At 44.0% G+C, this 25,825-nt stretch carries 30 protein-coding genes; 18 read left to right on the forward strand and 12 right to left on the reverse strand.

Features of this window, described 5'->3' with window-relative positions:
- Positions 1-20: 20 nt before the first annotated feature.
- Positions 21-674 carry a thiamine phosphate synthase gene (locus ACZ1GZ_RS18110; RefSeq protein ID WP_472666306.1) on the reverse strand — a complete coding sequence of 218 codons (654 nt, stop codon included), beginning with the start codon at positions 672-674 and terminating at the stop codon, positions 21-23.
- A gap of 111 nt (positions 675-785) precedes the next feature.
- Here ACZ1GZ_RS18110 and ACZ1GZ_RS18115 point away from each other — a divergent pair, with 111 nt between their 5' ends.
- A complete protein-coding gene (locus tag ACZ1GZ_RS18115; protein ID WP_472666307.1) occupies positions 786-1,553 on the forward strand; it encodes a sulfite exporter TauE/SafE family protein in 768 nt (255 codons plus the stop codon).
- A gap of 71 nt (positions 1,554-1,624) precedes the next feature.
- The gene (locus tag ACZ1GZ_RS18120; protein WP_472666308.1) at positions 1,625-1,894 is read left to right on the forward strand and encodes an ArsR/SmtB family transcription factor; all 270 of its coding nucleotides are present in this window, start codon (positions 1,625-1,627) and stop codon (positions 1,892-1,894) included.
- Between the two features lie 27 nt (positions 1,895-1,921).
- Here ACZ1GZ_RS18120 and ACZ1GZ_RS18125 read toward each other — a convergent pair whose 3' ends face one another.
- Positions 1,922-2,092 (reverse strand): DUF465 domain-containing protein, encoded by a 171-nt coding sequence (locus tag ACZ1GZ_RS18125; protein ID WP_472666309.1) that lies wholly within the window; start codon positions 2,090-2,092, stop codon positions 1,922-1,924.
- 182 nt (positions 2,093-2,274) lie between these two features.
- On the opposite strand from ACZ1GZ_RS18125, the gene ACZ1GZ_RS18130 reads away from it, so the two are divergent.
- From ACZ1GZ_RS18130 to ACZ1GZ_RS18155, 6 genes are all read left to right on the forward strand, one after another.
- The gene (locus tag ACZ1GZ_RS18130) at positions 2,275-2,478 is read left to right on the forward strand and encodes a YdcH family protein (RefSeq protein ID WP_472666310.1); all 204 of its coding nucleotides are present in this window, start codon (positions 2,275-2,277) and stop codon (positions 2,476-2,478) included.
- Positions 2,479-2,528: 50 nt separating this feature from the next.
- Complete coding sequence (purE, locus tag ACZ1GZ_RS18135) at positions 2,529-2,993, forward strand: 5-(carboxyamino)imidazole ribonucleotide mutase (protein ID WP_472668353.1); 465 nt, start codon at positions 2,529-2,531, stop codon at positions 2,991-2,993.
- Positions 2,994-2,995: 2 nt separating this feature from the next.
- Positions 2,996-4,075, forward strand: coding sequence for a 5-(carboxyamino)imidazole ribonucleotide synthase (locus ACZ1GZ_RS18140; protein WP_472666311.1), 1,080 nt, complete (start codon positions 2,996-2,998; stop codon positions 4,073-4,075).
- 156 nt (positions 4,076-4,231) lie between these two features.
- Positions 4,232-4,357: a type B 50S ribosomal protein L36 gene (ykgO, locus tag ACZ1GZ_RS18145; RefSeq protein WP_472666312.1), complete on the forward strand. Its 126-nt coding sequence runs from the start codon at positions 4,232-4,234 to the stop codon at positions 4,355-4,357.
- A gap of 120 nt (positions 4,358-4,477) precedes the next feature.
- Positions 4,478-5,278, forward strand: coding sequence for a tetratricopeptide repeat protein (locus tag ACZ1GZ_RS18150; protein WP_472666313.1), 801 nt, complete (start codon positions 4,478-4,480; stop codon positions 5,276-5,278).
- Entirely contained in the window at positions 5,194-6,180 is a 987-nt protein-coding gene (locus tag ACZ1GZ_RS18155; protein WP_472668354.1) for an alpha/beta fold hydrolase, read from the forward strand. The genes ACZ1GZ_RS18150 and ACZ1GZ_RS18155 overlap by 85 nt, the downstream gene beginning before the upstream one ends.
- On the opposite strand, the gene pyk is transcribed toward ACZ1GZ_RS18155, so the two are convergent.
- Together pyk and ACZ1GZ_RS18165 are read right to left on the reverse strand one after the other, a co-directional pair.
- Complete coding sequence (gene pyk / locus ACZ1GZ_RS18160; protein ID WP_472666314.1) at positions 6,177-7,604, reverse strand: pyruvate kinase; 1,428 nt, start codon at positions 7,602-7,604, stop codon at positions 6,177-6,179. The two genes, ACZ1GZ_RS18155 and pyk, sit on opposite strands and share 4 nt — an antisense overlap.
- On the reverse strand, positions 7,601-8,032 hold the full coding sequence (locus ACZ1GZ_RS18165) for a DUF1036 domain-containing protein (protein ID WP_472668355.1): 432 nt from the start codon (positions 8,030-8,032) through the stop codon (positions 7,601-7,603). The genes pyk and ACZ1GZ_RS18165 overlap by 4 nt, the downstream gene beginning before the upstream one ends.
- Before the next feature lie 331 nt (positions 8,033-8,363).
- On the opposite strand from ACZ1GZ_RS18165, the gene ACZ1GZ_RS18170 reads away from it, so the two are divergent.
- Together ACZ1GZ_RS18170 and ACZ1GZ_RS18175 are read left to right on the forward strand one after the other, a co-directional pair.
- The gene (locus tag ACZ1GZ_RS18170; RefSeq protein WP_472666315.1) at positions 8,364-8,663 is read left to right on the forward strand and encodes a DUF1244 domain-containing protein; all 300 of its coding nucleotides are present in this window, start codon (positions 8,364-8,366) and stop codon (positions 8,661-8,663) included.
- 116 nt (positions 8,664-8,779) lie between these two features.
- Positions 8,780-9,058 carry a DUF2312 domain-containing protein gene (locus ACZ1GZ_RS18175; RefSeq protein WP_472666316.1) on the forward strand — a complete coding sequence of 93 codons (279 nt, stop codon included), beginning with the start codon at positions 8,780-8,782 and terminating at the stop codon, positions 9,056-9,058.
- Between the two features lie 42 nt (positions 9,059-9,100).
- On the opposite strand, the gene ACZ1GZ_RS18180 is transcribed toward ACZ1GZ_RS18175, so the two are convergent.
- From ACZ1GZ_RS18180 to ACZ1GZ_RS18190, 3 genes are all read right to left on the reverse strand, one after another.
- The gene (locus ACZ1GZ_RS18180) at positions 9,101-10,549 is read right to left on the reverse strand and encodes a peptidoglycan L,D-endopeptidase MepK (RefSeq protein WP_472666317.1); all 1,449 of its coding nucleotides are present in this window, start codon (positions 10,547-10,549) and stop codon (positions 9,101-9,103) included.
- Positions 10,546-10,782, reverse strand: a complete 237-nt coding sequence (locus ACZ1GZ_RS18185) for a hypothetical protein (RefSeq protein ID WP_472666318.1) — start codon at positions 10,780-10,782, stop codon at positions 10,546-10,548. The genes ACZ1GZ_RS18180 and ACZ1GZ_RS18185 overlap by 4 nt, the downstream gene beginning before the upstream one ends.
- Before the next feature lie 198 nt (positions 10,783-10,980).
- The gene (locus tag ACZ1GZ_RS18190) at positions 10,981-12,429 is read right to left on the reverse strand and encodes a sigma 54-interacting transcriptional regulator (RefSeq protein WP_472666319.1); all 1,449 of its coding nucleotides are present in this window, start codon (positions 12,427-12,429) and stop codon (positions 10,981-10,983) included.
- A 167-nt stretch (positions 12,430-12,596) separates the two neighbouring features.
- Between ACZ1GZ_RS18190 and ACZ1GZ_RS18195 the strand changes: the two genes are divergently transcribed.
- The 7 genes from ACZ1GZ_RS18195 (at position 12,597) to ACZ1GZ_RS18225 (ending at position 20,907) form a co-directional block, all read left to right on the forward strand.
- Positions 12,597-14,423 carry a M3 family oligoendopeptidase gene (locus ACZ1GZ_RS18195; RefSeq protein ID WP_472668356.1) on the forward strand — a complete coding sequence of 609 codons (1,827 nt, stop codon included), beginning with the start codon at positions 12,597-12,599 and terminating at the stop codon, positions 14,421-14,423.
- Between the two features lie 66 nt (positions 14,424-14,489).
- The gene (omp10, locus tag ACZ1GZ_RS18200; RefSeq protein ID WP_472666320.1) at positions 14,490-14,852 is read left to right on the forward strand and encodes an outer membrane lipoprotein Omp10; all 363 of its coding nucleotides are present in this window, start codon (positions 14,490-14,492) and stop codon (positions 14,850-14,852) included.
- Between the two features lie 187 nt (positions 14,853-15,039).
- Positions 15,040-16,629 carry a bifunctional metallophosphatase/5'-nucleotidase gene (locus tag ACZ1GZ_RS18205; RefSeq protein ID WP_472666321.1) on the forward strand — a complete coding sequence of 530 codons (1,590 nt, stop codon included), beginning with the start codon at positions 15,040-15,042 and terminating at the stop codon, positions 16,627-16,629.
- Between the two features lie 169 nt (positions 16,630-16,798).
- Positions 16,799-17,839 (forward strand): ferrochelatase, encoded by a 1,041-nt coding sequence (gene hemH, locus ACZ1GZ_RS18210; protein ID WP_472666322.1) that lies wholly within the window; start codon positions 16,799-16,801, stop codon positions 17,837-17,839.
- Between the two features lie 116 nt (positions 17,840-17,955).
- Positions 17,956-18,942: an SPFH domain-containing protein gene (locus tag ACZ1GZ_RS18215; protein WP_472668357.1), complete on the forward strand. Its 987-nt coding sequence runs from the start codon at positions 17,956-17,958 to the stop codon at positions 18,940-18,942.
- Positions 18,939-19,397 (forward strand): NfeD family protein, encoded by a 459-nt coding sequence (locus tag ACZ1GZ_RS18220; protein WP_472666323.1) that lies wholly within the window; start codon positions 18,939-18,941, stop codon positions 19,395-19,397. The genes ACZ1GZ_RS18215 and ACZ1GZ_RS18220 overlap by 4 nt, the downstream gene beginning before the upstream one ends.
- A 103-nt stretch (positions 19,398-19,500) precedes the next feature.
- Complete coding sequence (locus ACZ1GZ_RS18225) at positions 19,501-20,907, forward strand: outer membrane beta-barrel protein (protein WP_472666324.1); 1,407 nt, start codon at positions 19,501-19,503, stop codon at positions 20,905-20,907.
- On the opposite strand, the gene ACZ1GZ_RS18230 is transcribed toward ACZ1GZ_RS18225, so the two are convergent.
- Positions 20,904-21,848 (reverse strand): alpha/beta fold hydrolase, encoded by a 945-nt coding sequence (locus ACZ1GZ_RS18230; RefSeq protein WP_472666325.1) that lies wholly within the window; start codon positions 21,846-21,848, stop codon positions 20,904-20,906. The two genes, ACZ1GZ_RS18225 and ACZ1GZ_RS18230, sit on opposite strands and share 4 nt — an antisense overlap.
- A 263-nt stretch (positions 21,849-22,111) precedes the next feature.
- Between ACZ1GZ_RS18230 and ACZ1GZ_RS18235 the strand changes: the two genes are divergently transcribed.
- Entirely contained in the window at positions 22,112-22,585 is a 474-nt protein-coding gene (locus ACZ1GZ_RS18235) for an Hsp20 family protein (protein WP_472666326.1), read from the forward strand.
- A gap of 121 nt (positions 22,586-22,706) precedes the next feature.
- Here ACZ1GZ_RS18235 and ACZ1GZ_RS18240 read toward each other — a convergent pair whose 3' ends face one another.
- From ACZ1GZ_RS18240 to ACZ1GZ_RS18255, 4 genes are read right to left on the reverse strand one after another with little or no spacing between them, the layout of a single operon-like run.
- Positions 22,707-23,285, reverse strand: a complete 579-nt coding sequence (locus ACZ1GZ_RS18240; protein WP_472666327.1) for a DoxX family protein — start codon at positions 23,283-23,285, stop codon at positions 22,707-22,709.
- 20 nt (positions 23,286-23,305) lie between these two features.
- The gene (locus ACZ1GZ_RS18245) at positions 23,306-24,124 is read right to left on the reverse strand and encodes an HvfC/BufC N-terminal domain-containing protein (protein ID WP_472666328.1); all 819 of its coding nucleotides are present in this window, start codon (positions 24,122-24,124) and stop codon (positions 23,306-23,308) included.
- Positions 24,105-25,007, reverse strand: a complete 903-nt coding sequence (gene bufB, locus ACZ1GZ_RS18250; protein ID WP_472668358.1) for an MNIO family bufferin maturase — start codon at positions 25,005-25,007, stop codon at positions 24,105-24,107. The genes ACZ1GZ_RS18245 and bufB overlap by 20 nt, the downstream gene beginning before the upstream one ends.
- Positions 25,008-25,067: 60 nt before the next feature.
- Positions 25,068-25,370 carry a BufA1 family periplasmic bufferin-type metallophore gene (locus ACZ1GZ_RS18255; RefSeq protein WP_472666329.1) on the reverse strand — a complete coding sequence of 101 codons (303 nt, stop codon included), beginning with the start codon at positions 25,368-25,370 and terminating at the stop codon, positions 25,068-25,070.
- Positions 25,371-25,825: the final 455 nt, after the last annotated feature.

The raw sequence follows: 25,825 nt of genomic DNA on the forward strand, positions 1-25,825 counted from the left end.
TGGTTGCGATACGATTTTATTTAATCTTCAAATCGTGGCGCTTTTTCGTCAAGAATAGCATTTATCTCAGATACCTTTAACGCAGCCTCATCGGGCTTGGCAAAAACAGCCTTTCCAAGTGCAATAAAATCACATCCAGTTTCCGCAACTTGCGCAACGCAGTCGATATGACTTCCCCCGGCAACAATACATGGAATTTCAACAAACTCTGCCCACCATTGTCCAAGTGCTAAATTTTTTGGATGCGCTTCTGGCTTAATATCACCGTCAATTTTTCCAAAGAACAGATAGTCCGGTTGTGTATCACCGATAGATAAAGCCGCATGACGATCTTTAGCGTTCCCGCCCCCGACAATTTTTTGCGGTGTAAAATCGTGAACTGCATTATAGACATCCTCCGCATTTCCCAACACATGAACACCATCCGCTTTTGAACGTCCCATAACGCGTGTATCACCTGCAATCAGCGCTGCAGCATCCGCATTTTGAATAATAGGCACCAGGCTCTCTGCAACAGATTGAAAAGTTTGCTCATCCAAATTTCGTTGAGGAATGATAACAGAGGCAACATCGCCTCCGCGCAACGCGTTCTCAACGCATTCTTTTAAATCTGAGATGACATCTAAATCTGGTGTGATGAGGACAAGTCTGCAGCGATTTGGTGTCAAAGTCATTTCAGTTACATTCTGTTGAGTTGTTTATATGTTCAATCAATAGCGCATTAGCCATTGAAGCAATCTTTGTTTTCCTCTACCCGATAAACCTTAGGACCAAGGAGTTCAAGGATGTTCCTCACGAGTGACCCATTAGTTTTAACAACAGCGATCATTGCTGTGGTATTAACCGGGCTTTCCAAAGGTGGTCTTGGCGGCGTTATGGGCATGTTAGGAGTGCCCATCATGGCCATAGCTATGCCACCCGTTCAAGCAGCTGCGATTTTGTTGCCGATCCTTATTATCATGGATATTTTTTCTCTTTGGTCTTGGCGCAAGGACTTTGATCTAAAACTATTAAAGCTCATGCTGCCCGGTGCAATTGTGGGTATTGCAATTGGCGGCTTAACCGCAGCCTATATCGACGAAAACTTAGTTCGCCTGATTGTCGGCTTTATTTCCGTGATGTTCGTTGTGTATTTTTTGGTGGTCAAATTCGCTAATCGAAAAAAACAACCAAGCCCAAAACCAGCAAGCCCATTAGCAGGGAAATTTTGGGGTGCAGTTGCAGGATATACAAGCTTTGTCTCCCATGCCGGTGGGCCACCTTATCAAGTTTACACACTACCATTGGGGCAAACACCACGCATCTATACCGGCACCAGCGTTAGATTCTTTTTCATTGTAAATGTAATCAAGCTGGTTCCTTATTTCGCTCTCGGGCAATTTGATACGACAAATCTGCACTCTTCATTTGTGCTCATGCCAATAGCCGTTGTTGCAACCTTATGCGGTGCATGGGTAATTAAACGCATGTCAGCCAATATTTTCTTCCCATTCATGTATGCGCTCATGTTCATAACGGGTGTAAAACTGATTTATGACGGATTGGTTGGATAGTCCCATAATTAGTAATTATTGCGACGCACAATCCTCTTGCATCGCACAATAAATTAAATTAGCTTGTTGATATGCAAAAGATAGATCCATTTTCCGCAATAGCTGATGCGAATCGCAGATACCTTCTTGAAGAGCTTTTAAGAGGACCACAAACTGTGAATGAGTTGGCAAAAGGATTGCCGATCAGCAGACCAGCAGTTTCTCAACATTTAAAAGCACTACTTGATAGTGGCTTAGTTGAAGTAAAAAATAAGGGAACCCGCCGATTTTATTCAATCAGCCATGACGGGTTTAATAAGCTGAATATTTGGCTCGACCAGTTCTGGGCCGAGCCAGCTTAATTAAATTAAAAACAAAGGGTTAAACGACTAATTATTCGTTCGAAGCATCTCCATTTTGTCTTTAATTTTGAGTTTTTTGCGCTTTAAATCAATGACGAGTTCTTCCTGCGGCTGAGGTCGGCTTAGCTGTGCAGCTAGCTCATTTTCCAAAGCAGAATGTTTGGCCTCAAGTGATGCAAGATGTGTTTCAAATGACATATTTTTCTCCTTGATTAAAAGTCTGACTTTAGCCGAAATAAAGAGAAACTAGATTTGGCCTAAGAAGTGTGCCATGTGTCAGCGCAATTGTCGAAGGGAATTTCTTATCGATAATAATTTATTATTAAATTATATTGTTCAAAAAATACGTCTATTCAAAATTGGGACATATGGGTGTTTAAATGGCCGACCAAGACCAAGTTGAGTTAAAAATGCAAATGGCTAAACTCAAACACGAGCATGCAGACTATGATATTGCCATCACAGCGATGATTGAAACCGGTTCTGACGCTCTTTCAATTCAGCGTATGAAGAAGAAAAAACTCGCAATAAAAGACAAAATTAGCAATCTCGAAGACCAAATTATCCCAGATATCATCGCCTAAACAGGACCAATACATTGACCAACACTAAATCTGCCCCCATTGCCATTATCATGGGGAGCCAATCTGATTGGCCAACTATGAAACATGCAGCCGACATACTTGATGCATTAAAGCTTGACTATGATGCGCGCATTGTCTCAGCCCATAGAACCCCTGATCGCATGTATGATTTTGCAAAATCGGCTCGCGAGGAAGGCTTCAAAGTTATTATCGCAGGCGCAGGAGGCGCCGCACACCTTCCGGGCATGGTCGCTTCATTAACGCCACTACCAGTATTTGGCGTGCCTGTGGAAAGCAAAGCATTATCGGGTCAAGATAGCTTGTTATCAATTGTGCAAATGCCAGGTGGCATACCCGTTGGTACATTAGCAATCGGTAAAGCTGGTGCAAAGAATGCAGGACTAATGGCGGCGGCTGTCATTGCTTTAAGCGATGAAAAAATTGCCAAAAACCTTGATGCATGGCGTGCTGCAAATTCAGCATCTATTGCAGAAAAACCAACGGACGACGCATAAGAATGACTGCACTTGCTCCTAACTCGACAATAGGCATTATCGGCGGCGGTCAGCTGGGCCGGATGCTTGCCATGGCGGCCGCTCAACTGGGCTATCAAACCGTGATATTGGAACCTGATCCCAATGCGCCAGCTGCACAAGTTGCCAATGATCAGATTATTGCCGCCTATGATGATGAAATTGCCCTTGAGAGCCTCGCAGATCAATGTGATGTCGTTACTTACGAATTTGAAAACGTGCCAAGCGCTGCGATTGAAGCATTAGAAAAAGTCGTTCCAGTTTATCCAGGTGCGCAGGCGTTGAAAATCTCACAGGATCGCCTTTTAGAAAAACAAATGGCCCAGGGTATTGGTGCAAAAACCGCTGGGTTTTATGCTGTCAATTCGCTTGAGGATTTGCAAGATGGTGTTGCGCAAACCGGATTACCAGCAATCTTAAAAACCAGACGCTTGGGTTATGACGGCAAGGGTCAGGTTAAAATTGATACAGATGCAGACCTTCAAGCAGCGTTTGATGCCATGGCTGGTCAGGATGCGATCCTAGAAGCTTTTGTGAACTTTGATTGCGAAGTCTCTGTCATTGCAGCACGTGGCATTGATGGATCATTTCAAGCATTTGATATAGCAGAAAACGTTCATAAAAATCATATCCTGCACACCTCAACTATACCAGCAAACGTCCATGGTAATGTTGTGAAAACTGCAATTGAATATGCTCAAAAAATTGCTGAACACCTCAATTATATTGGTGTATTTGCAGTTGAGTTCTTTGTTGAAAATGCAAACAGCGATGACTTTAACATCTGCGTCAACGAGATCGCGCCGCGTGTTCATAATTCTGGTCACTGGACAGAGGCCGCTTGTGTTACCTCTCAGTTCGAGCAACATATTCGCGCAATTGTTGGGCTTCCTCTATCAACAGCAGAACGTCATAGCGATTGCGTAATGCTGAACTTAATTGGTGATGACGTGAACGATCTGGAAAAACATGCATCCGATGATAGTGCCAAAGTGCATCTTTACGGAAAACTTGAGGCGCGGCCGGGTCGAAAAATGGGCCATGTCACTTTTTTAAAGTCATAAATATTACGGGACGGTTATAAAAATTTTGAACACTTGCTGGCTTTGATGTTGACAAATACGTTCGAAAAAGTTACCTCCTGCCCAACAAATGGCGCGCCTCGTCTGGCGCGCTTTGATTATTTAGGAGCAACGCCTTCAAGTGGCGTGGAAAAAAAGATGAAAATTAAAAATTCTCTTAAGTCACTTAAAAACCGTCACCGCGAAAACCGTTTGGTTCGTCGTAAAGGTCGTGTCTACATCATCAACAAATCAAACCCACGTTTTAAAGCTCGCCAAGGCTAATTAGCAGCTAAGAACGACAGCGATTTGTCATTCACATTTTGTTAAATATTTCCTAAACATGGTTAACGAATAGTTATCCGTGTTTATTAGGGTTTGACGTTTGGCGCAAACTAGGTAACCATGACACCTATTATGCGCCATTTTAATTTGATTCATACTCTGATTTTTGTTGCGTCGCTGACCATAGCCGGGACGGCCAAGTCTGAAGTGGCAGATCCGGTAACTACGTCATCAATACCCAAAGCAACAACATCATCAGCAACCAAGCAGAAAAAGCTCAGTCTTGCACGTGCGGAAAAGCTGGATGAATTATTTGGCGAACTTAAACGCGAACCAAATTTCGGCAAAGCAAAACGTTTAGCATCCCGGATCACAATCAGATGGGCCAGTTCAGGCAGCGCCACAGCTAATGCGCTGATGGTTTGGGCACAGCAGGCCATGCGTGATGGACGAAATTCCGATGCAATGGAACTACTTGACCAGGTTATTGTTTTACTTCCTGACTATGCGGAAGGTTGGAACCGCCGAGCAACACTTCATTATGTGATGCGCAACTACGTTAAATCCATGGCTGATATTGAGCAAACTTTGGCACTCGAACCACGACATTTTGGAGCGCTTGTTGGCATGGCGACAATTCTGTCAGCCATCGGCGAAGATGACAAAGCATTAGAAGTTTACGAACGCGTATTATCAATCTATCCTGCGAACAGAAATGCTCAGGCGAGCATGATTAAACTCATGCAAAAGCTTGAAAAAGCGAAATCTGATCTCGGAATTTATAATTGGACATATTGTTATTGTGTGTATTGGGGCTACTTGCCCTCTTCATCATTTTGTTTTCCTATACGCAGTTTAAATCAATCCAAATCGGCAAGATATATCCGCCAATTGGTGAGTTCTACGATATTGATGGCGTAAAAATTCACGCCAAATTCATCAAAGCAAAGCGAGAAAACAACAATCCACCGATTGTGTTTATTCACGGCGCCAGTGGAAATTTACTGGATCAGATAGCCCCTTTTGAGGACAAAATAGATTTCAACGCAGATGTTTTATTTATCGACAGACCCGGTCATGGGTGGTCAGAACGGGGTGAAGAAGACAACAAATACCCTAACAAGCAAGCAGCTATCATCGCAAAGCTCATGGAGCACTTGGGAATGGAAACAGCAACCATGGTGGGGCATTCATTTGGTGGAGCCGTGCTTGCAAGTTTTGCCGTTTATCATCCATCAAAAGTTCACTCACTTTTGTTTTTATCGCCCGTGGCTTACCCCTGGCCCGGGGGCGTTAGATGGTATTACACGCTCACTAGTCTGCCATTTATCGGTTGGATATTTGCAAATACGCTTGCCCTAATTGCAGGTCTGCAACGCATTGAAAGTGGTTCAAAATGTGTGTTCTGGCCGAATAAAATGCCAGACAATTATATCTTAAAAACAGGACCAGAGCTCGTTTTAAGACCCAATACGTTTCGAGATAATGCCAAAGATATCGTTAGTCTCTTCGATTATCTTTGCAAAACCTGGCCTAAATATAAACAGATATCGGCACCAACTATTATCATTTCCGGCAACAGAGATACGGTCGTTTTTCCCTATATTCATTCCGATGGTTTACACCAGCATATTAAAGGCTCTGAACTTCTCGATTTAGAAAATCTTGGTCATAAACCCGACCATATCGCAACAAAACTAACCATTGCAGCCATTGAAAAGCTGCAGGGTGACACCTCAATAGATCTCATAAAAATGGCGGAAGAGCTTGATCAAAAGCTTTCCCGCCAACTTGTTTCTCAAAAAACTGAAATTAGTATTTAGCGCACATCACCGATGTGAGCGATACGCAACATGTTCGTTGCACCTGTGGTTCCAAGCGGAACACCAGCTGTGATAATGATGCGATCACCAGTTTTGGCAAATTCTTCTTCCGCAGCAATCTTACAAGCGCGATCCACCATATCATCAAGATCAGTCGCATCGCCTGTAATCACGCTATGCAGTCCCCAAACAATTGAAAGCTTTCTCGCAGTGTCTAGCACAGGAGACAGCGCAATGATCGGAACATTTGGACGTTCACGCGATGCACGAATACCAGTTGCACCAGATGCGGTGTAACAAACAATCACTGGCAGATCCAAAGTCTCCGCTGTTTGACGCGCAGCAAGTGAAATTGCATCGGCAATGGTTGGATCGGGTTCTGCACGTTGTGCATGCGCAATACCTGTATATGTCGGATCAAGCTCAACACTACGTGCAATGGAAGCCATAGTGCCAACAGCTTCAATCGGGAACTGGCCCGCCGCTGATTCAGCGGACAGCATCACAGCATCGGCGCCTTCAAACACAGCTGTTGCAACATCGGATACTTCAGCACGTGTCGGAACAGGTGCTGTGATCATAGATTCAAGCATCTGTGTGGCCACAACAACGGGTTTACCAGCTCTGCGGCATGCACGTGTCAGCTGCTTTTGAATACCAGGTACGGATTCAATTGGCATCTCAACACCCAAGTCACCACGAGCAACCATGATCGCATCAGACAATTCAATAATTTCGTCAATTTTCTCAAGCGCTTGAGGTTTTTCGATTTTTGACATAAGCGCTGCGCGATCGCCAACAATCTCGCGAACTTCAATCAAATCTTCCGGGCGCTGAATAAATGAAAGCGCAATCCAGTCAACCGAACCATTTGCAATAACAGCATCAAGATCTGAACGATCTTTCGGCGTCAACGCGCTCACCGCAAGATCAGTATCAGGAAGGCTCACACCTTTTTTGTTTGAGATCTTAGTGCCATTAATCACTTCAGTGACAATCGACTTTCCATCACATTTTGTGGCTTTAAGCTGCAGACGACCATCATCAATGAGCAGTCGATCACCAACTTTAACAGAAGCTAAAATTTCAGGATGCGGAAGATAAACACGAGTTTTATCGCCCAATGTTTCATCGCCATCTAGAGTAAACGTCTGACCAATTTCAAGTGCAGCTTCATTTCCTTCAAACATACCAACACGCAGTTTCGGGCCTTGAATATCGGCTAAAATACCAATCGGGCGCTTGCAAACTTTTTCAACATTTCGAATTTTTTGTACGAGGTCATTCAGAACTTCATGGCTTGAATGGCTCATATTAATTCTAAATACATCAGCACCCGCTTCGTAAAGCTTTTGAATTGTTGTTTCATCCGATGAAGCTGGGCCAAGAGTTGCTAAAATTTTGACCTTACGTTTTCTTCTCATTGCGTTGGCGTTCCCTGTTGTTCCTGACCATCGGTGAGCTGAACCATCCAACTCCCCTGACGACCAGTGTCATATTCCTTAAAACCCATGCGTTGGAACCCACGTGCAAAACAATCTTCAACACCGACTATTTTGAACTCTGTATCCGACACACACATATTAATGTCTCCGCCCCATCGACCGCCACCGGCGGCATCTTCGGCGTAGACATAATAAAATCTGGATTCAATCTTTCCTTTAATCAGCGTTTCACACGATGTTGGCTGGACTTGCCACCAACCTTCAGAAACCCATCCTTCAGCTGTTCTATATCCAATTGCGACCCCGACAAGTGATTGTGTGCCATTACAGACTCTGAAATCAGCACGCGCTTCATCACTCCATATTGGGTTAGATAATACAATGAAGGTCAGCAGTGAAAGTTTTATGACAGGGGATAGCGGTCTGCTGAATGAAGACAAACCATGAGCTAACGATGACACAATACGCACGAATGAACTCGATTTTAGTTGATTGAAAACCTTGGGTGTCCTTTTGCGCTGCATAGCCTGCAAAGTCAACGTTTCATGCTTAAAACGATTATATTTTGTACTACTAGACGTCAAAATAGGATAATCCTTTCACAAAAATGGCCCTGTACTATTTGTATAGCTTATTTTCATCCATCGCAGATAAATTTTCTGTCAGCTATCGATTTCAACATTACGAATCATTATTTGTAAAGTATTACGGCAATAAGGCGATGAAGGAATTTGGCCCATGAATAATGAACAACGTGTCCAATTAGAAGCGGCAGCCTTTCGTCGGCTAGTCAGCCACTTGCAAAACAGAACCGACGTACAAAACATAGATTTGATGAATTTATCAGGTTTCTGCAGAAACTGCCTTTCAAAATGGTACAAAGAAGAAGCTGATTTAAAGGGCCTTGATATTGATAAAGAAGCCGCAAGAGAAATTATCTATGGCATGCCATACTCAGAATGGAAATCCAAATATCAAACTGAGGCCACACCCGATCAACAGCAGTCTTTTGAGGAAAACAAACCAAAAGATGCCTAAGCGAGCCATATTTGCTTGACCAATTGAAGAATGGCGGTCAGGTATTGCACAAATTAAAATAAGTATTCGCGGTTCCAGCAACCATGTTGCAAATCGCGCTGGAAAGAGGATGACCCATGTCAGATGATGTAGTCGGCGGTGTAGCCAGCAATCAATTACGAGCTTTCATCGAGCGCATTGAGCGCCTGGAAGAAGAAAAGAAAACAATCGCAGACGACATTAAAGACGTTTACGGCGAAGCAAAAGCAATGGGCTATGACACCAAAGTTTTGCGTAAAGTGGTTTCAATTCGCAAACTTGATCAAAATGAAAGAATGGAACAAGAAGCTGTTCTGGATACATATCTTGCTGCATTAGGCATGCTTCCGCAAGACAATAGACAAGACGACGAATAGCATCTAGGACCAGTTCGTCAGTTTTAAAGATAATGGCTTTTCTTAGCCCTCATATCTCACAACAGGTAAAAAGTTGACGGCATTACCGGTAAATGTCGTCTGACCTTGCTGGGTAGTATTATCTTTGGAAAATCCATTCGCATAAACCACCGCAGGTGCTTTTCGCATAAAGCGATTTACAAAACGCGGTGCTTTGGCAGGTGGTTGCATATTTAAAATGCTATCCTGAGAGAACACACGCTTTGATATTGTGATCTGTTCAAAAGTCGGTGTGGATGGATTTGCTTTATATTTAGCCGCAATCGCATCGCGCAAGTTGGGACGCCCACTTTTGCGGGAATCCTCAAGCGCCTGCGAAACACTTGCACCCAAGTCTGTACGATCTATCCGGTTATGCGCGCGCAATTCCGGTGTTTCAAGAGACGCAAAATCAATGCGTTTTTCTTCAGGAGCAGTAATAGAAGCAACAACCGGTGTTGGTATCTCACCATTTTCCTTCCGTTTACGATCTGTCTCAACGGCTGCAGCAATAATTGCAGTTAACGTCGGCAATGTAGGCTTAGTGTCAGTTTGATCGTAAGCAAGCGGTTGCACTTCGCTCACGACGCTATTTTCAGGCCGTTCTTGCGGCTGAGGAATGAGAGAAGCAATTTGAACACGCTCTTCTTGAGCAGTAATTTCTGGCTTAACATCAACTTCGAAAGTTTCCGGTTCCGGAGCTGTCACCAACAAGGTTGGAATAGGGATATTCTCACGCGGCAATCTGGCCAGATTTTCTGCAAATGTAGGCTCTGGCGCTTGCGCAGCAACCGGCGCTGCTGATGCAATTTGCTGCGTAGGTGTAGGCGCAGGTTTTGGCTTATCGTTGTTTCTGCGTCCAAACAGATTACCTAATAGTCCCCCTGACGCATTGGCGTTATTATTGGTATTCGTTTCCGCTTTTGCAACAACTGTGCGAGCTGGCGCTGTCTTTTCCTTCGTAACTGGTGAGCTCTTTGTATCAATGCCACCACCACGGCGCTTATATTCGCGCAAAGCAACATTGTAGCCAGGCAGCGGTTTACCATCGGAAGGTAAGTGAAGTGTTTTCCCGTCTGGGAATAATTTTACCAATTCTCTGCGGCTCATTCGTGGCCATGCTCGAACACCGGCAACATCCAAATGCACATATGGAGAAGATGATCTTGGATAATAACCAACACCACCACCTTGTAACTTCATTGCGATAGCGCGCAACTTACTGGATTTTACACCAGGGATATAAAAATCCATTGCCTTTCCATAAAGGTGTTGGCTGTTCTTCGCTTGACCACCACGTGTACGTCTGAGCAACTCGTTCGATTCAGGAGAACGATAAGACGACACCACATGTATATAGTTTTTCGCACCGGAGCGACGATACACTTCCCACACCAGATCAAATAATTTCGGATCAAAAGCGATAACTTTGTTATTTCGCCAATCTCGAAGCAGTCGATTGAGTTTTCTCAATCCAGCCTTGTCATAGCGTCCATTTTTTTGAACACGATTTTCTCGCGTTCTTTGGTATGGGTGTAATATATCTTTAAAGATTTTGTTTGAGCAGAGGCTTTGTCAGCGCCCACAAATGGCATAGCAATATTGAGCGTAAATGCCATGGCAAAAAGCGCGATCGCAAACGCAATTTTCCCCATAAGACGCGCGCAATCCTGCTGCAGATCCATATGTGATAGCTTAATTAGCAAACTCGCCCTCGTCTATGCTATGCTGTTGAGCTGATTTCTATTTACAAAATGAGGTAACACCATGGCAATTTTTAGCTTATCTGCCACTTGTTGTCATTATAGTAAATGAATTGCTAAAAAGTCCTTAAGGAAACACCTGCGACGCGTTTTCCAGACTTAAACTCAACCAAACCCTACCATCACAAAATATATAATGATTTAGCTCACTAATTCCAAGGGGCGTTCGGGATCAATGTCATACTCTTTTAGTTTGCGGTACAACGTAGAACGACCAATGCCGAGTTGCTTGGCAACAAAGCTCATTTTACCGTCGTAAAAAGCGATCGCCCGTCTGATAAGCTCTTCTTCCACCTCACCAATTGAACGCATATCACCATACTTGTCGAACAAATTTAGATATTGCGAAGGTTCAACGCGATGTGGGCTATTTACAATGGTTTCTTCATCAACTGTGTGAGACAAAAGGTCAGCCATATCAGGTTCAAGACTGTGCTCAGGCTTTCCGGTCGAGGTGCTAATTTCGCTTGGATTTAAGAAATGCGGCAAGGCATTTGATGAAATAAGACGGTCTTTTGATTGACTGATAATCCATGCGAGGACTTGGAAAAACTGCGTGTGGTTACCTGGCCAATCAAATTCACCAAGAACTTTGAGCGTATCATAATCAATTTCAACATCTGGATGATGGAATTTCGGTTTGAGTGTCTTTACATATTCACCAATCCAAACAGACATATCCTCTGCAATTGTATTAAATTTATTCATTATGATCGGCGAAACACTAATGCGATAGTAAAATGCTTCCTGAAACGTGCCAGTTTTAATCTCACTAATGAGATCTAAATCCGTCGAGATTATCAACCTTACATCGCGTTTGATTTTAGCTTTCTCGGTTGAAGAATAGACCAATCCATTGTCTAAAAAATCAGAGATTTTATTCTGAATGTCAGTCGTAAAATTGTTGAGGTTATTGATAAATAACGTTCCGCGATCTGCCTCAGCAAGCAAGCCCTTTGATGTGTCATTACCAAAAATAACATCGATCAATTCTTGTGCTGTATAAAGCTCCGCATCAACAATTTTTAAGGTATGTCGATAGCGATTACTCAATTTGTGAGTGGCAACGGCCATCTCTGCTTTTGGGGTACCAACGCCACCTTCAATGAGAACAGGTAAATCGTTTTTCGAGGCTTTGATGGCAGATTGAAACACCAGTTCATCATTGCCATCGCGCACATCCACCCATTCCAATATATCATGTTCAGCTCCCATGAAACCAGCATAAAGATCTAATCTATTTAGGGACTTAGCAAGTTCATTAACCGCTCTTTGTTCAACAACCTGATAGCTGATATTAGCAAGTTGGCTTAAACATTTATATCTATCGGTTTGCGCCATTGAATAGAGCATAACCGGCATGTGGCTTGCGTAGGAAACAAGCAAATTCGCTGTGCTGTCGATGTCTAATGGCTGAGTTGCGACATCAAAGTGAACCGCAATGAAATTACTCTTTGACCAACTAAGTTGAACTTGCAATTGCTCAAGAGAATTGACAAAAACAAACTCAAAATGAGTGACCTTTGCCATACGTCGTGCGATCTCGTAACTATCGACGTCGGAGCTGATAACTAATACCTTTTTTGACATAACGGCCTCATAATTGATGGTCTCGATACGTCCCCATAAACATCATTGCACCAAAAACTTGAAAAATGACTTTCCAAATTGCACCGCAATTGATTAAAGTCGTAGCTAACTTATGCGACATGCGAAATCGGACGATTAAATTGCCTCTATCTCCTCATCAAAATCAAATGCTTTGGTCAAACAATTCAGCCACTCAGCACGCCGAGCTTGGAGATTTACCCAGCTGGGATCTCAATGATCTGTATGAAAGTAAAGATTCTGCTGCGTTCGAAAAAGATCGCGATTGGAGCAAGTCTGCTTCGGAAAAATTTGAGGTACGCTGGAAGGGCAAACTACAGGATGCCACTCACAAAACTGGTGATGATGGTTTAGGCGCTGCGATACGTGAATATGAGCAAATTGAAGAGGTAATGGGCCGCATGGCGTCCTTTGCCGGCTTGCTTTATTTCTCAAATACACTCGATGTTCAAAATGCCAAATTTTACGGCGACATGCAGGCGCACATTACCGATGCCAGCGCTCACCTCATTTTCTTCACGCTCGAGCTCAACCGTATTGATGAAAAAGACATCGCACATGGGATCAACAATGATCAGCTTACAGCGCATTATCAATCCTGGATTTTGGATTTAAGAAAAGACAAGCCACATCAGCTGGAAGAAAATGTCGAGCAGCTTTTCCATGAAAAATCAATCACTGGGCATGGTGCATGGAACAGATTGTTTGATGAAACAATGGCAGATCTGCGTTTTGTTCTAGATGGGGAAGAATTGCCGCTAGAAGCAACGCTAAACCTTTTGCAGGAGGCTGATCCTGCTATCCGTGAAAAGGCGGCCAAAGCACTTGTTGAAACTTTTTCTAATAATTTGCGCGTCTTTACACTGATCACAAATACACTCGCAAAAGACAAAGAAATATCAGATCGCTGGCGTGGTTTTGAAGATATTGCCGACAGTCGCCATCTTGCGAACCGCGTAGAGCTTGAAGTTGTCGATGCGTTAATGACCTCGGTTAAAGAGGCATATCCGCGGCTTTCACATCGCTATTACAAACTAAAAGCTAAATGGCTTGGCGTTGAAGAGCTCAATTATTGGGATCGCAATGCACCGCTTCCTGAAACATCTAAATCACTTGTATCTTGGGAAGATGCCAAAGAGATTGTCCTCTCAGCCTATAATGATTTTGCGCCTGAAATGGCGAACACAGCAAGAGACTTTTTTGACAAAGGCTGGATTGATGCAGCCAATCGTGAAGGTAAGGCACCTGGGGCATTTGCCCATCCAACAGTTCCATCAGCGCACCCGTATGTGCTGATTAATTACATGGGTAAAGCGCGAGATGTCATGACATTAGCTCATGAACTGGGCCATGGCGTGCACCAAGTACTTGCCGGCAGTCAGGGGGCATTAATGGCCTCAACACCCTTAACTCTTGCAGAAACTGCGTCCGTATTTGGGGAAATGCTAACTTTCCGCGCAATTTTAAACAAAACTGACGATGCGCGCGAGCGCAAAGCTATTTTGGCGCAAAAAGTCGAAGATATGATCAATACAGTTGTTCGTCAGATCGCTTTTTATGACTTTGAGCGCAAATTGCACACAGCCCGGCGTCAAGGTGAGCTAACCAGCGATCAGATAGGTGATTTATGGATGTCAGTTCAAGCAGAGAGTTTGGGACCAGCCATTAAACTGGATGAAGGCTATAAAACCTTTTGGACATATATCCCTCATTTCATCCATTCGCCTTTTTATGTTTACGCCTATGCATTTGGCGATTGCTTGGTGAACTCCCTTTATGCAGTTTACCAAAATGCAGATAATGATTTTCAGGCGCGATATTTTGAAATGTTAAAGGCTGGTGGCACCAAACATCACAGCGAATTATTGGCGCCATTTGGGCTTGATGCGACACAATCTGACTTCTGGGATAAGGGGCTTTCCATGATTGAAGGCCTCATAAACGAATTGGAAGAACTGGACAAACACCTAGGATAATGGGTATTTTGCCTTGTTTTCGCCATGTGTTCGGCGCAAAAAGGTAAATGTTAATAGGGGTAAAACATGATGCATATTCAAAAAATCTGGCTTATTGGTGCTCTTTCTCTTGGATTGGCGGCTTGCCAAACACAACCATTTGTCCCTGCATCTGCACCCGTGTCTGGCTTTGAAGGTGAGTGGGTTGACCAAAATGGCATTTCCTCAACCTTCAACAATGGTCAGTTTCAAACCAAAACAACTGACGGTACAAATACTCTTCTCGCTGTTGGCAGCTATACACAAGTCTCTTCGACTTTAGCTGAGATTGAACTGCGTTCACTCGTAAGACGCACCGTGTCACAAGTGAATTGTGCTTTGGCGACGTCAACGCGTATGAACTGCACATCTAGCTCTGGTTCACAGTTCACACTCACACGACGTTCTTAAAATTAATAAATAAGCAGCGTGCATATTTCTTGATGATTATGCACGTTTTAGGCTTGCACTTTTGCAGCTATAGTGGAACGATTGTTGTTAAGTGATTGTCATCATTTGATGGTAGATCGCCGTTACAACACCCGAGACAATACAACAATATTGCGGGTTATATTTCACTTATACTGGGAGTGCATACATGCATAAAATCAAAACAAAACTCTGGCTCAGTGCTGCAACACTGGCGCTTTCAACGGTCGTAGCGCAAGCTGATTTTTCCCTAAATATTCTACATATCAACGATCTACACAGCCGTGTAGAGCCCATTAACAAATATGATTCTACCTGTGGTTCGGAAGATAATGCTGAAGGCAAATGCTTTGGCGGTTATGCACGCGTTAAAACCATGATTGATAAATTGCGTGGCGAATTGGCAGACGAAAACACAATCGTTCTGGACGCCGGAGACCAGTATCAGGGCTCATTGATGTACACCACTTATAAAGGTGATGTGGAAGCAGAGCTTGCAGAAAAAGTCGGCTTTGACGTCATGGCGGTCGGTAATCACGAATTTGATGATGGTGATGAAGGGCTCGCAAAACTTGCTGATGCTGTCTCATTCCCAATCATTTCTGGCAACATTGATGTAAGCCAGTCAAACATCTTGAAAGGCAAAGTGGAAAATCACGTTGTTCTGGAAGTAGGTGGCAAAAAGATCGGCATTATTTCAGCGCTAGCGGCTGATACTGTTGAAACATCCTCACCGTCAGATGCGGTCATCTTTACAGATGAGATTGAAAGCCTGAAAGCTGACGTTGCGGCACTGGAAGGCGAAGGTGTAGATATCATTATCGCACTTAATCACGTTGGACTGGCAAAAGACCTTGAAATCGCTGAAGCGGTTGAAGGTATCGATGTTGTTGTTGGCGGCCACTCACATACCCTTATGTCAAACACTGTTGAAGGTGCCATGGCTTACCCAACAATGGTTGGTGATGTTCCTGTAGTGCAGGCCTATGCTTATTCAAAATATGTTGGACATCTGAAAGTAGATTTCGATGATGAAGGCAATGTAAAATCAGCCACCGGTGATACAATTCTTCTTGATGCTTCAGTGGCAGAAGACGAAGCAATTGTTGCTCGTGTTTCAGAGCTTGCAGGTCCAATCGATGAAATGAAAAACCGCGTTGTCGCCAGCGCTGATGCAGCTATTGAAGGTGATCGCAGCTTCTGCCGCACACAAGAGTGCCAGATGGGTAACTTGGTTGCCGAAGCGATGCTTGATCGCGTGCGTGATCAGGGTGTTTCGATCGCCATCCAAAATGGCGGTGGTCTGCGTGCGTCAATTGATGCGGGCGAGATTACAATGGGTGAAGTGCTAACTGTATTGCCTTTCCAAAACACGCTTTCAACATTTGAACTAAAAGGTGCTGATGTTGTTGCTGCATTGGAAAATGGTGTTAGCCAGGTTGAAGAAGTCAAAGGTCGTTTCCCGCAAGTCGCCGGATTGAAATATACATTTGATGGTTCAAAACCTGCTGGCGAACGTATCAGCGATGTCATGGTTGTTGACGCTGATGGAAATGCATCTGCAATTGACACCTCTGCAACATATGGCGTTGTGTCAAATAACTATATGCGCAGTGGTGGCGATGGATACAAAATCTTCAACACTGGCGGCATGAATGCCTATGACTACGGTCCTGATTTGGCTGATGTTGTGGCAGAATACTTGGCAGAAAACCAGCCATACAAACCGTTCACTGACGGGCGTATTTCAGCTAAATAATTTTTAGCAATTCAAAAACTCGTTTTAAGAAGGCCCTTTGCATTGCATGGGGCCTTTTTTGTTTTGGCACTTATATAATTTGCCGCAGGTAATAATTCAGTTTTTTTGGACCAATTTGTAATTTAGCGCGTATATAGATCAAATGCATTAAACAAACGGTTGCCTAGTTATGAAATTTTCACCAGTTCCCATGAAACTACCTCAAGAACACCCTCCAGTAAAAATCGGAAAAGTTGGCGTTTTGCTCGTCAATTTGGGAACGCCAGACGGAACCGATTACACATCAATGCGACGCTACCTGAAAGAATTTTTAACAGACGCGCGCGTGATTGAATGGCCAAAAGCCCTTTGGTATCCAATTCTGTTTGGAATTGTCTTGAACAAGCGCCCCCAAAAAGTTGGCGAGGCTTATAAGTCAATCTGGAACAACGATTTGGATGAGAGCTATCTCCGCACATACACAAGAAGCCAATCCGACAAACTGGCTGAAATGATGGCTTCACACGAGCATATTATGGTTGATTGGGCCATGCGGTATGGCCAACCATCTATTCCGGATAAATTGCTAGGTTTGAAAAACGCTGGTTGTGACCGGATTGTTATCTTCCCGCTTTACCCTCAATATGCTGCTGCAACGACTGCAACAGTTAATGATAAAACCTTTAAGACTTTGCTTGATATGCGTTGGCAGCCTGCGATCCGCACAGTTCCTGCCTATCATGACGATCCTGTTTACATTGAAGCACTTGCAACATCGATCGAAAAACATCTTGCAAGCCTAGATTTTGAACCTGAAAAGGTCATTGCATCATATCACGGCATACCACAGTCATACTTCAAAAAAGGTGATCCATATCACTGTCATTGTTATAAGACATCACGCTTGTTAAACGACAGATTAGGCTGGGAAGAGGGTCGATTAATGACAACCTTCCAGTCGCGCTTTGGCCCTGAAGAATGGCTGCAACCATATACCGATGTTACAGTCGAAGAACTAGCCAAATCAGGCACTAAAAACATAGCTGTTTTCAATCCCGGATTTGTTTCTGATTGTCTAGAAACCCTTGAAGAAATGGGGGAGGAAGCGCAAGAAATTTTCCACGAGCATGGTGGCGAAAACTTTAGTCACATCCCATGTTTGAATGACAGCGATGAAGGTATGGATGTTATCAAATCTGTCGTAATGCGCGAACTTGGCGGTTGGCTTTAGCCTCCGCTACTGGAGCAAAATACACGTTGATCATCTGATCCAAACGCTTGAAATACTGATGTTATACTCCTATCTTAAAAGAGAATTCAATTTTTTGGGGAGTTGTCATCGTGTTGATCGAAGGTTTGGATATTACCGTTATCGTGATCGTTTTTGTGGCGATCATATTTTTGGCCTCCAGTGTTAAAACCGTACCACAAGGTTTTTCCTATACCGTCGAACGTTTTGGCAGATATACAACAACCTTAATGCCTGGCCTTCGTCTTATCGTTCCATTTGTTGACCGTATTGGCGCAAAAATGAACATGATGGAGCAAGTGCTTGATATTCCAACCCAGGAAGTCATCACCCGAGACAATGCGTCTGTCGCGGCGGATGCGGTTGCGTTTTACCAAGTTTTAAACGCAGCGGAAGCAGCTTATCAGGTTAATAATTTAGAAAATGCGTTGGTAAACTTGGCGATGACAAATATTCGTTCGGTCATGGGTTCTATGGATCTAGATGATCTTTTGTCAAACCGCGATGCGATCAACGAACGTTTGTTGAAGGTGGTTGATGAAGCCGCGGCGCCTTGGGGCATTAAAATCACCCGAGTTGAGATTAAAGACATTGCGCCACCGCGTGATCTGATTGAATCCATGGGGCGCCAGATGAAAGCAGAGCGGGAAAAGCGTGCAGAAATCTTGGAAGCTGAAGGTACCCGAAACTCTCAAATTCTTCGTGCGGAAGGTGAAAAGCAGGCAGCGGTTTTGCAAGCTGAAGGTCGCCGTGATGCAGCTTTCCGTGATGCGGAAGCGCGCGAGCGGCTAGCGGAAGCTGAAGCGAAGGCAACCACAATGGTATCGACCGCGATTTCAGAAGGTAACATGCAAGCAATTAACTATTTCGTGGCACAAAAATACACCGAAGCGCTTACAAATATTGGCTCTGCGAAAAACTCAAAGATTGTGCTCATGCCGATGGAAGCTTCATCTTTAATTGGCTCATTAGGTGGTATTGGCTCAATTGCGAAGGAAGTTTTTGGCGGGGGCGATGACGACAGCACAACCAGCAAACCATCGCGCTCAGTGCGCACAACACCGCGCTCAGGTCCAAGCGCATGATCAATACAATCGTCACGGAGCTTGGCCCATGGATCTGGTGGGTTGTAGGCCTTATCCTTCTTGGTCTTGAAATTATAATTCCAGGCATTTTCCTGTTATGGATTGGCATAGCCGCAATGATTGTCGGGCTTTTGTCATTTGCACTTTGGGAAACGGGCATTTGGCCATGGCAGGTGCAACTCACAATCTTTGCAATACTGGCAGTAGCATCCTCGTATATCGGCAAAAAATACGTCGCTGATCGCAATCAGGAAAGCGATGAACCGCTTTTAAACCAACGCACCCAGCGTCTCATTGGTCGTAAAGCGACATTAGAAGAGCCAATTGAAAATGGTCGTGGGCGTATCAAATTAGATGATACTTTGTGGGTTATCGAAGGACCCGAGCTCAGCGCTGGCGATACGATTGAAATCGTTTCTGCAAGCTCAAACCGATTGACCGTAAAGCAAGCCTAACTAGGCTTTACCAGGCCAAAAGATCTCACGTTTATAAACGAAACGTTAACCATAAAGATTTACTAATTGCTAATAATTCCGACGCGCGAAAGTTCGGCTAGATATGCATATTGGTAAAGCCAAGACAAAAACACAAACAAACATCTACCAACCCATAACTTCAGTTAAGGGTGGATTGTTTGTTTTTGTTTGCACTCTTTTCGCCTCAACATCGGCTTATGCGCAAAGCTTGCCCACAGAATTGGGTGCGGAGACCGATGCAATAATTTCAGATACCAGCGCCTCAGCCGTCAACCAATTGACGGATATTGATCGTTCACAACAAAATTTAGCAACCGGATCAATTGATGGCACGCGTAATCTAACCAATGCTGATGATGGCGCAGCGCCGGGCATCCGCTTGGGTACATTGACCTTAAGGCCAACGCTGCAAAACCAAATCATTTATGAGAGTGAGAAAACAGCAACTGGAAAATCAACACGGACGTATAACCAAACCAATTTAGGTGCAACGTTAGAATCCGATTGGTCGCGCCATTCTTTAAATATAACCGGATCGGCTATTATTCAAAAAAACATTCGCGGCACAATTGATGAAGACCCATCAGTCAATCTCTCAAGTGACTTTGAGTTTAATATCAATGATTTGCTGTCCGCAAATTTGATAAGCAGCTACAACTTTTCTAAAGAAAGCCGAAATGATCCTAATGCTGTTTCCAATGCAACAAGTCAGGCAGATATACATACATTCTCATCTTCGCTAGGGCTGACCAAAGAAATTGGAATTTTAAGAGGTTCGGTAACCGGCAGTCTAACGCGCGTCTTAAATGGCGATGCAACATTACCCGGCAATATCGTTGTATCTGGCGATGATCGTGATCGTCTTAATATGGGTCTAGCTTTGCGGCTGCAATATGCTGGTAATCCGGTGCTCATGCCATTTATTGAAGGTGAGATTGGCAAAACTAATTATGACCAAAATGTCGACGGCACTGGCACAAACAGAGAGTTTTCAAGCTATGGATTACGCACAGGTGTCATCGCAGATTTAGGTGATAAACTCTCCGGCGAAGCGTCAATAGGCTATCTTACAAACCGCTTTAAGGACGCAAGCCTTGCTGACATCGATGCTGTCACATTTGATGCTGAGCTGAATTGGTCACCGCGGCGCGGCACAACAGCTATTATTGGGCTTTCAACAAGCGTTGAACCTTCAACAACTGCTGGACAAAGCGGCTCCATCTTATATGCAAGCACATTCGATGTTAGCCAGGAAATCACCAATCGTCTGAATGCGACTGTCGGCTTTGATTATTCGGTCAGGGACTTCCGTGGATCAACCGCAATCCCGAATGAGAGCATCTATGGTGCAAGCCTTGCATTTGACTGGGCAATCAACCGCTATCTCAGCATGAACAGCGATTTAAGCTTTAGCCGAACCGACCGTTTTGGCAGCGCGGAAGATGTTGATGATACATCAATTGGTATTGGCTTAACGCTTACACGTTAATCGTCTTCAGGCTTGGTAAAAAACGCAATCGTAGCTGCAAGTGTTGGTTCGCGATAAATATCAATTTCAGTCATAAGTTCGTGCCGAGCACCATCAAATGGAATTAGCTGCCCAGCACGAAACTTCGTGCTGATGTCTTCAAACGCCTCAAACGGAACAATACCATCGTGACTGCCACCCATGATGATCGTTGGGATCGTTATGCGTTCAAGATGCTCTTGTTTATTAACCCGCTTCATGGCTTTAAACATTAAGTGCAACCATCTGATTGAAGGAACACCTGTTTCAAATTCAGGATAGGTTTCAAATATCTTGTCATTGCGAACAAAGCGTTTTTCATCAGATGTGAGAATATTCAAACGTGCTTCTGCTGATTGGCGACGCCGTATGATGGGAAATGAGCCAAACCCAAACGCATTGAGAAAACCAAGTAAAAACTTGGTCACAAATAACTTCAACCCGGTTAGATATGTTCCGATAAAAGGTGCAAGGACAACTATTCGATCAATACGATTGGCAATATTTGGAGCCGCTGACAATAAAATTAAACCACCCATGGAATGGGCAATCGCGTAAAATGGATAGCGTGTATCCGGCAAGACCACCTGTTCTAAGAAAATTTTTAAATCGTCCTCAAAATGTCGGAAAAATCTTACGAACCCTCGTTTGGTATTTCGCAGAATACGCTCAGATCCACCCTGACCCCGCCAATCAAATGTCGCCACCCAGAAACCAGCCTCTGTAAGACTGCGGATCGTTTCAAAATACTTTTCAATACACTCATTTCGCCCATGCAAAAGAATAATTGTACCCTTTGCATTCTGACCTGTTGATCTGAATATCGCATAACGTATTTGACGCCCATCACAACCGGTAAAATAACCCGCTTTGTGATCTTCAGGGACCGGATTACCGGGCGATGAAAATAGTATTGTACTCATTATATTTTTCCAACCTATAGCGGGTCTTAATCACTGCATGAGTGAAGGTCAAAAGAAAAAGCAGATTTTGAAAGAATATCAACGATTTCCGTACAAAAACGATAATTATCAAAAAATGAATATATCTCTTGAAATGCTAAATTCTGCTCCCCATCTATATTCTACAGGCGCCAATAATGGGCCTGATATAACCGCAAATTGATCGCCAGATTTGGGATCAAGTTTGCTAACGCAAAACACTAGTTGCTCAATGGAGAACACACATGCGTCACGTAGATTTTTCACCTTTTTATCGTTCAACAGTTGGTTTCGACCGTCTATTTACAATGTTAGATAGCCTCGGCCAGCCCGAACAAACCAAATCATATCCACCATACAACATCGAGCGCACCGCTGACGATGCTTACACCATCACAATGGCTGTCGCAGGTTTCGCTGAAGATGAACTTGATGTTGAAGCGCGCGAGAACACGCTTACAATTCGCGGCGAGAAGGCAACATCAGATGAACAAGATGAGGCAACTTATCTGCATCGCGGCATAGCCACTCGCGCCTTTGAGCGTCGTTTTCAGCTTGCAGAGCATATGCACATCCATGGTGCAAACCTGAAAAATGGTCTGCTCTATATCGATCTTGTTCGTGAAGTACCTGAAGAAAAGAAGCTGCGTAAAATCGCGATTTCTGCAAGCCCAAATGTCGCTTCAGAAACAAAGCAGATCGAAGAAGCTAAGGCATAGTTTCTAATCATGATTTGATCTTCGGCCTTCCTCCCTCCTCCTCCCCAAAAAAGGTCGAAGCTCAAAACGGAAAATGGCGCCCAATCGGACGCCATTTTTTATTTGTTATGAGATTAGATTGTTAGGCTAACGCGCGCTTTGACAGCAAATGATCGACCGAAACCTTGCCAGCGCCTTTAAGCACGATAACAGCAAGCACAAAGATCCAAAGTAAACGCTGATCTAGGATCAATGAATCTGGGAAGCGATCAAACAACGCGCCAGTGCTTTCCGCACCAATATTGTGCACGAACACATCTGTAAGCGATTGCACGATGATAAAGCCAATCATGCCGGCAGCTGCAACACGTGAGAATAAGCCGATGACAATCAACGCAGGAAGAATAAATTCAGCATAAGTTCCCAAGAAAACGATGAGGCCATGTGGGAAAAATGCGACCGCTGAAGGATCAAACCCGGCGGCTTCAACCGCAGGCATTGCGATCTGAAAATACGCGCCATCTGAGATTTGGAAAAACCCGAGAATGCCAAGTTCGTCAATTTTAACTTTCGTCAGCGCGGAATTGAAATAATACCCATACAAGACGGCAACAAAAGTGAAGCGAGCAAAAAGCCCGAGAAACCAACCCTCAGTGATGCGTGTGATAAAGTTAAAAACGCCATCGTGTAGATTGCGTATAAGTTTGATTAGTCCATTCATTTTGTCGCCCTTACTTTGTATTATCGTCCAGTTTGATCTGGCTCTTCGTTAATTATTTTACAGCTTGAAAAGATACCTGCTTCAAGCATGGTTGAAATCGCCATTGAAATATCAAACTCAGGATCAACGCCACTGGCTGCATTAGCAGCCTCTCCTAAAGTATGACCATCAAATAGCGTTTGGAAAAATAGTGTTGCTGCCTGCGGTATTTGCCGGACATCAACTTGCGCATCTGGTCTTGCAATCAAACAATCTTCCCCTGCGGCAGGATCAATTCCGTCCATCGCTGCACCTTGACGATTGGCAGAAAAGATTGAAACAGCTGCAAACTGGCTGGAAAAAAGCCGCACAGCAGGATGTTTTTCAAACACCACATCGCCTAGTTTCTCTGAAGGGAATGCGGCCAGCGCATCTGCTGCAATTGGCGCTGCATCTGCTGCATGAAAACAATCAAGCCACATACGTTCAATACGCGCCACATCACCTAAATAAGGATAATTTTGTAGCGGTTCAAAGCCTTCAATAAATTCGGCAAATCCGTTTCCATATTTAAACATTAAAGGTGAAGTTGGTGGGTTCTCGGCAACAAACAACCGCGCAAGGGACATAAATGCCTCCTCACCTAACAGTCTTTGTATAGCTGGGAAAATATCCGCTAATGCGCCGGTTAAACCGACAACCACATTGTTACGATAAACTGAAAACCTTTTGGCATCCGCTTTGCCGGACGGGCTAACCAAACCTTTTGGGCACGGTATTTCAGGATCAAGCAAAAGAGATGAAAACGTGTCTTGAGTAACGTTGTATTCGTCAGACAACTCACTCAGCCGCGCTGGCATGACGCTCTCCTAGTAAAGGATGTTCTGGCACCGCGTCCAAAATGGCTTCAGCTATTTTCGCTTCGCGCCGCAAAATATGCCATTCCGGCACATCGTTATCCCATTCAATTAATGTTGGTATTGGTCCCATTTGCGTGACGACATCTTTGTAAAGCTTCCAAACCTCGTCAGCAACGGGGCGATCGTGCGCATCAATGAGCAATGTTTCGCCATCATCGTCTTTATCTTCCGCATGCCCTGCAAGGTGAATTTCACCGACATGCCCAAGCGGAAATTCAGATAGATATTTCTCAGGGCTATATTTGTGGTTTGTCGCAGATACAAAGACATTGTTAATGTCGAGCAGCAGGCCACAGCCCGCCCGTCGAGCAATTTCTGTTATAAAATCTGTCTCACTCATGGTTGATTGTTCAAACGCAACATAAGTGGATGGATTTTCAAGTAATATTGGACGTTTTAACCTATCCTGCACTTGCCCGATATGACTAACAACGCGATCCAAAGTCACTTGATCATAAGGTACCGGCAACAGATCATTATAGTAATGATTATCATGGGTGGACCAGGCCAAGTGTTCAGACACTATGCCAGGTTGATAGCGATCCACAACCTTTGCCAAACGTTCAATATGATCATGATCAAGACCACGCTCTGAACCAATGGAAAGACCAACGCCATGCACAGTTATAGGGAAATTATTTCGAATTTGTGTGAGCGCCTGATGCGGTAAACCGCCCTCGCCCATGTAGTTTTCAGCATGGACTTCAAAGAACCCCATCTTGTAATCGTCTGACAAGATGTCGTCGATATGCTGACCTTTGAGTCCGGCTCCCGCTCTTGCAGGAACCGAACACTCTGCCAGATATTCATGATCAGCTGGGATAGGCCGGGGGTGGCATTCAACATCTCATCACTCCTATCTGACAAACAATGAGCCTAATTATTAAGCTGGAAGGTCACGTGTTAGAGGCTCAAGTGAACCTTTACGATCGCCAGGTACTGCCATTGATACACATGTACCAGCTTCTACTGATTTCCAAGCGTTGCCTTGGTAGTCAACTGTAGAAGTACCTGCACATGAAGTACCTGGACCAGCAGCACAATCGTTTTTACCAGCTAGTGAAACGCCGTAGCATTTTTCTTTAGCTGCAGATGCGCCAGTTGTAGAAGCAACCAAAGTTGCACCTGAAAGAGCCATAGCTACTGCGCCAGCAAGTGCAGATGCACCAACAATTTTCTTAGACATTTAAATTCTCCTTAGGATGACCATTCATCGTTTTGGGTCGTTAGTGACCCGACACAAACATTACTAACGAAATCACAGATCAATTGGAAATCAACGACGCGTTAGATTTGATCAACTGAATGTGAACAATTCGCGAGAATTAGTTTATCGCCGGAGAACTCAATAAACTTCATTAAGCTTACCCATATCTTACCACAAGATAGCCTATGCACAAAGAATGGACACGCTTTGGCTGACATTATATATTGAGTAGCAATAGAATTTAGGCGACGATATTCACACAGATGCTGTTAATTACTGGGAAATTTGTCACAGCCAGCCAATAAAATGCCAGCCTGACCTTGCGAAACGTCATATGTTCTGGCATAGAACCACAAGAATAGGACAGACATGCTGTCCTATTTCGACGTAAGCTTACAAATTTACGTAACACGTGATCAATGCCAGCGCAGATT

The organism is Lentilitoribacter sp. JB5-8 (assembly GCF_055693385.1).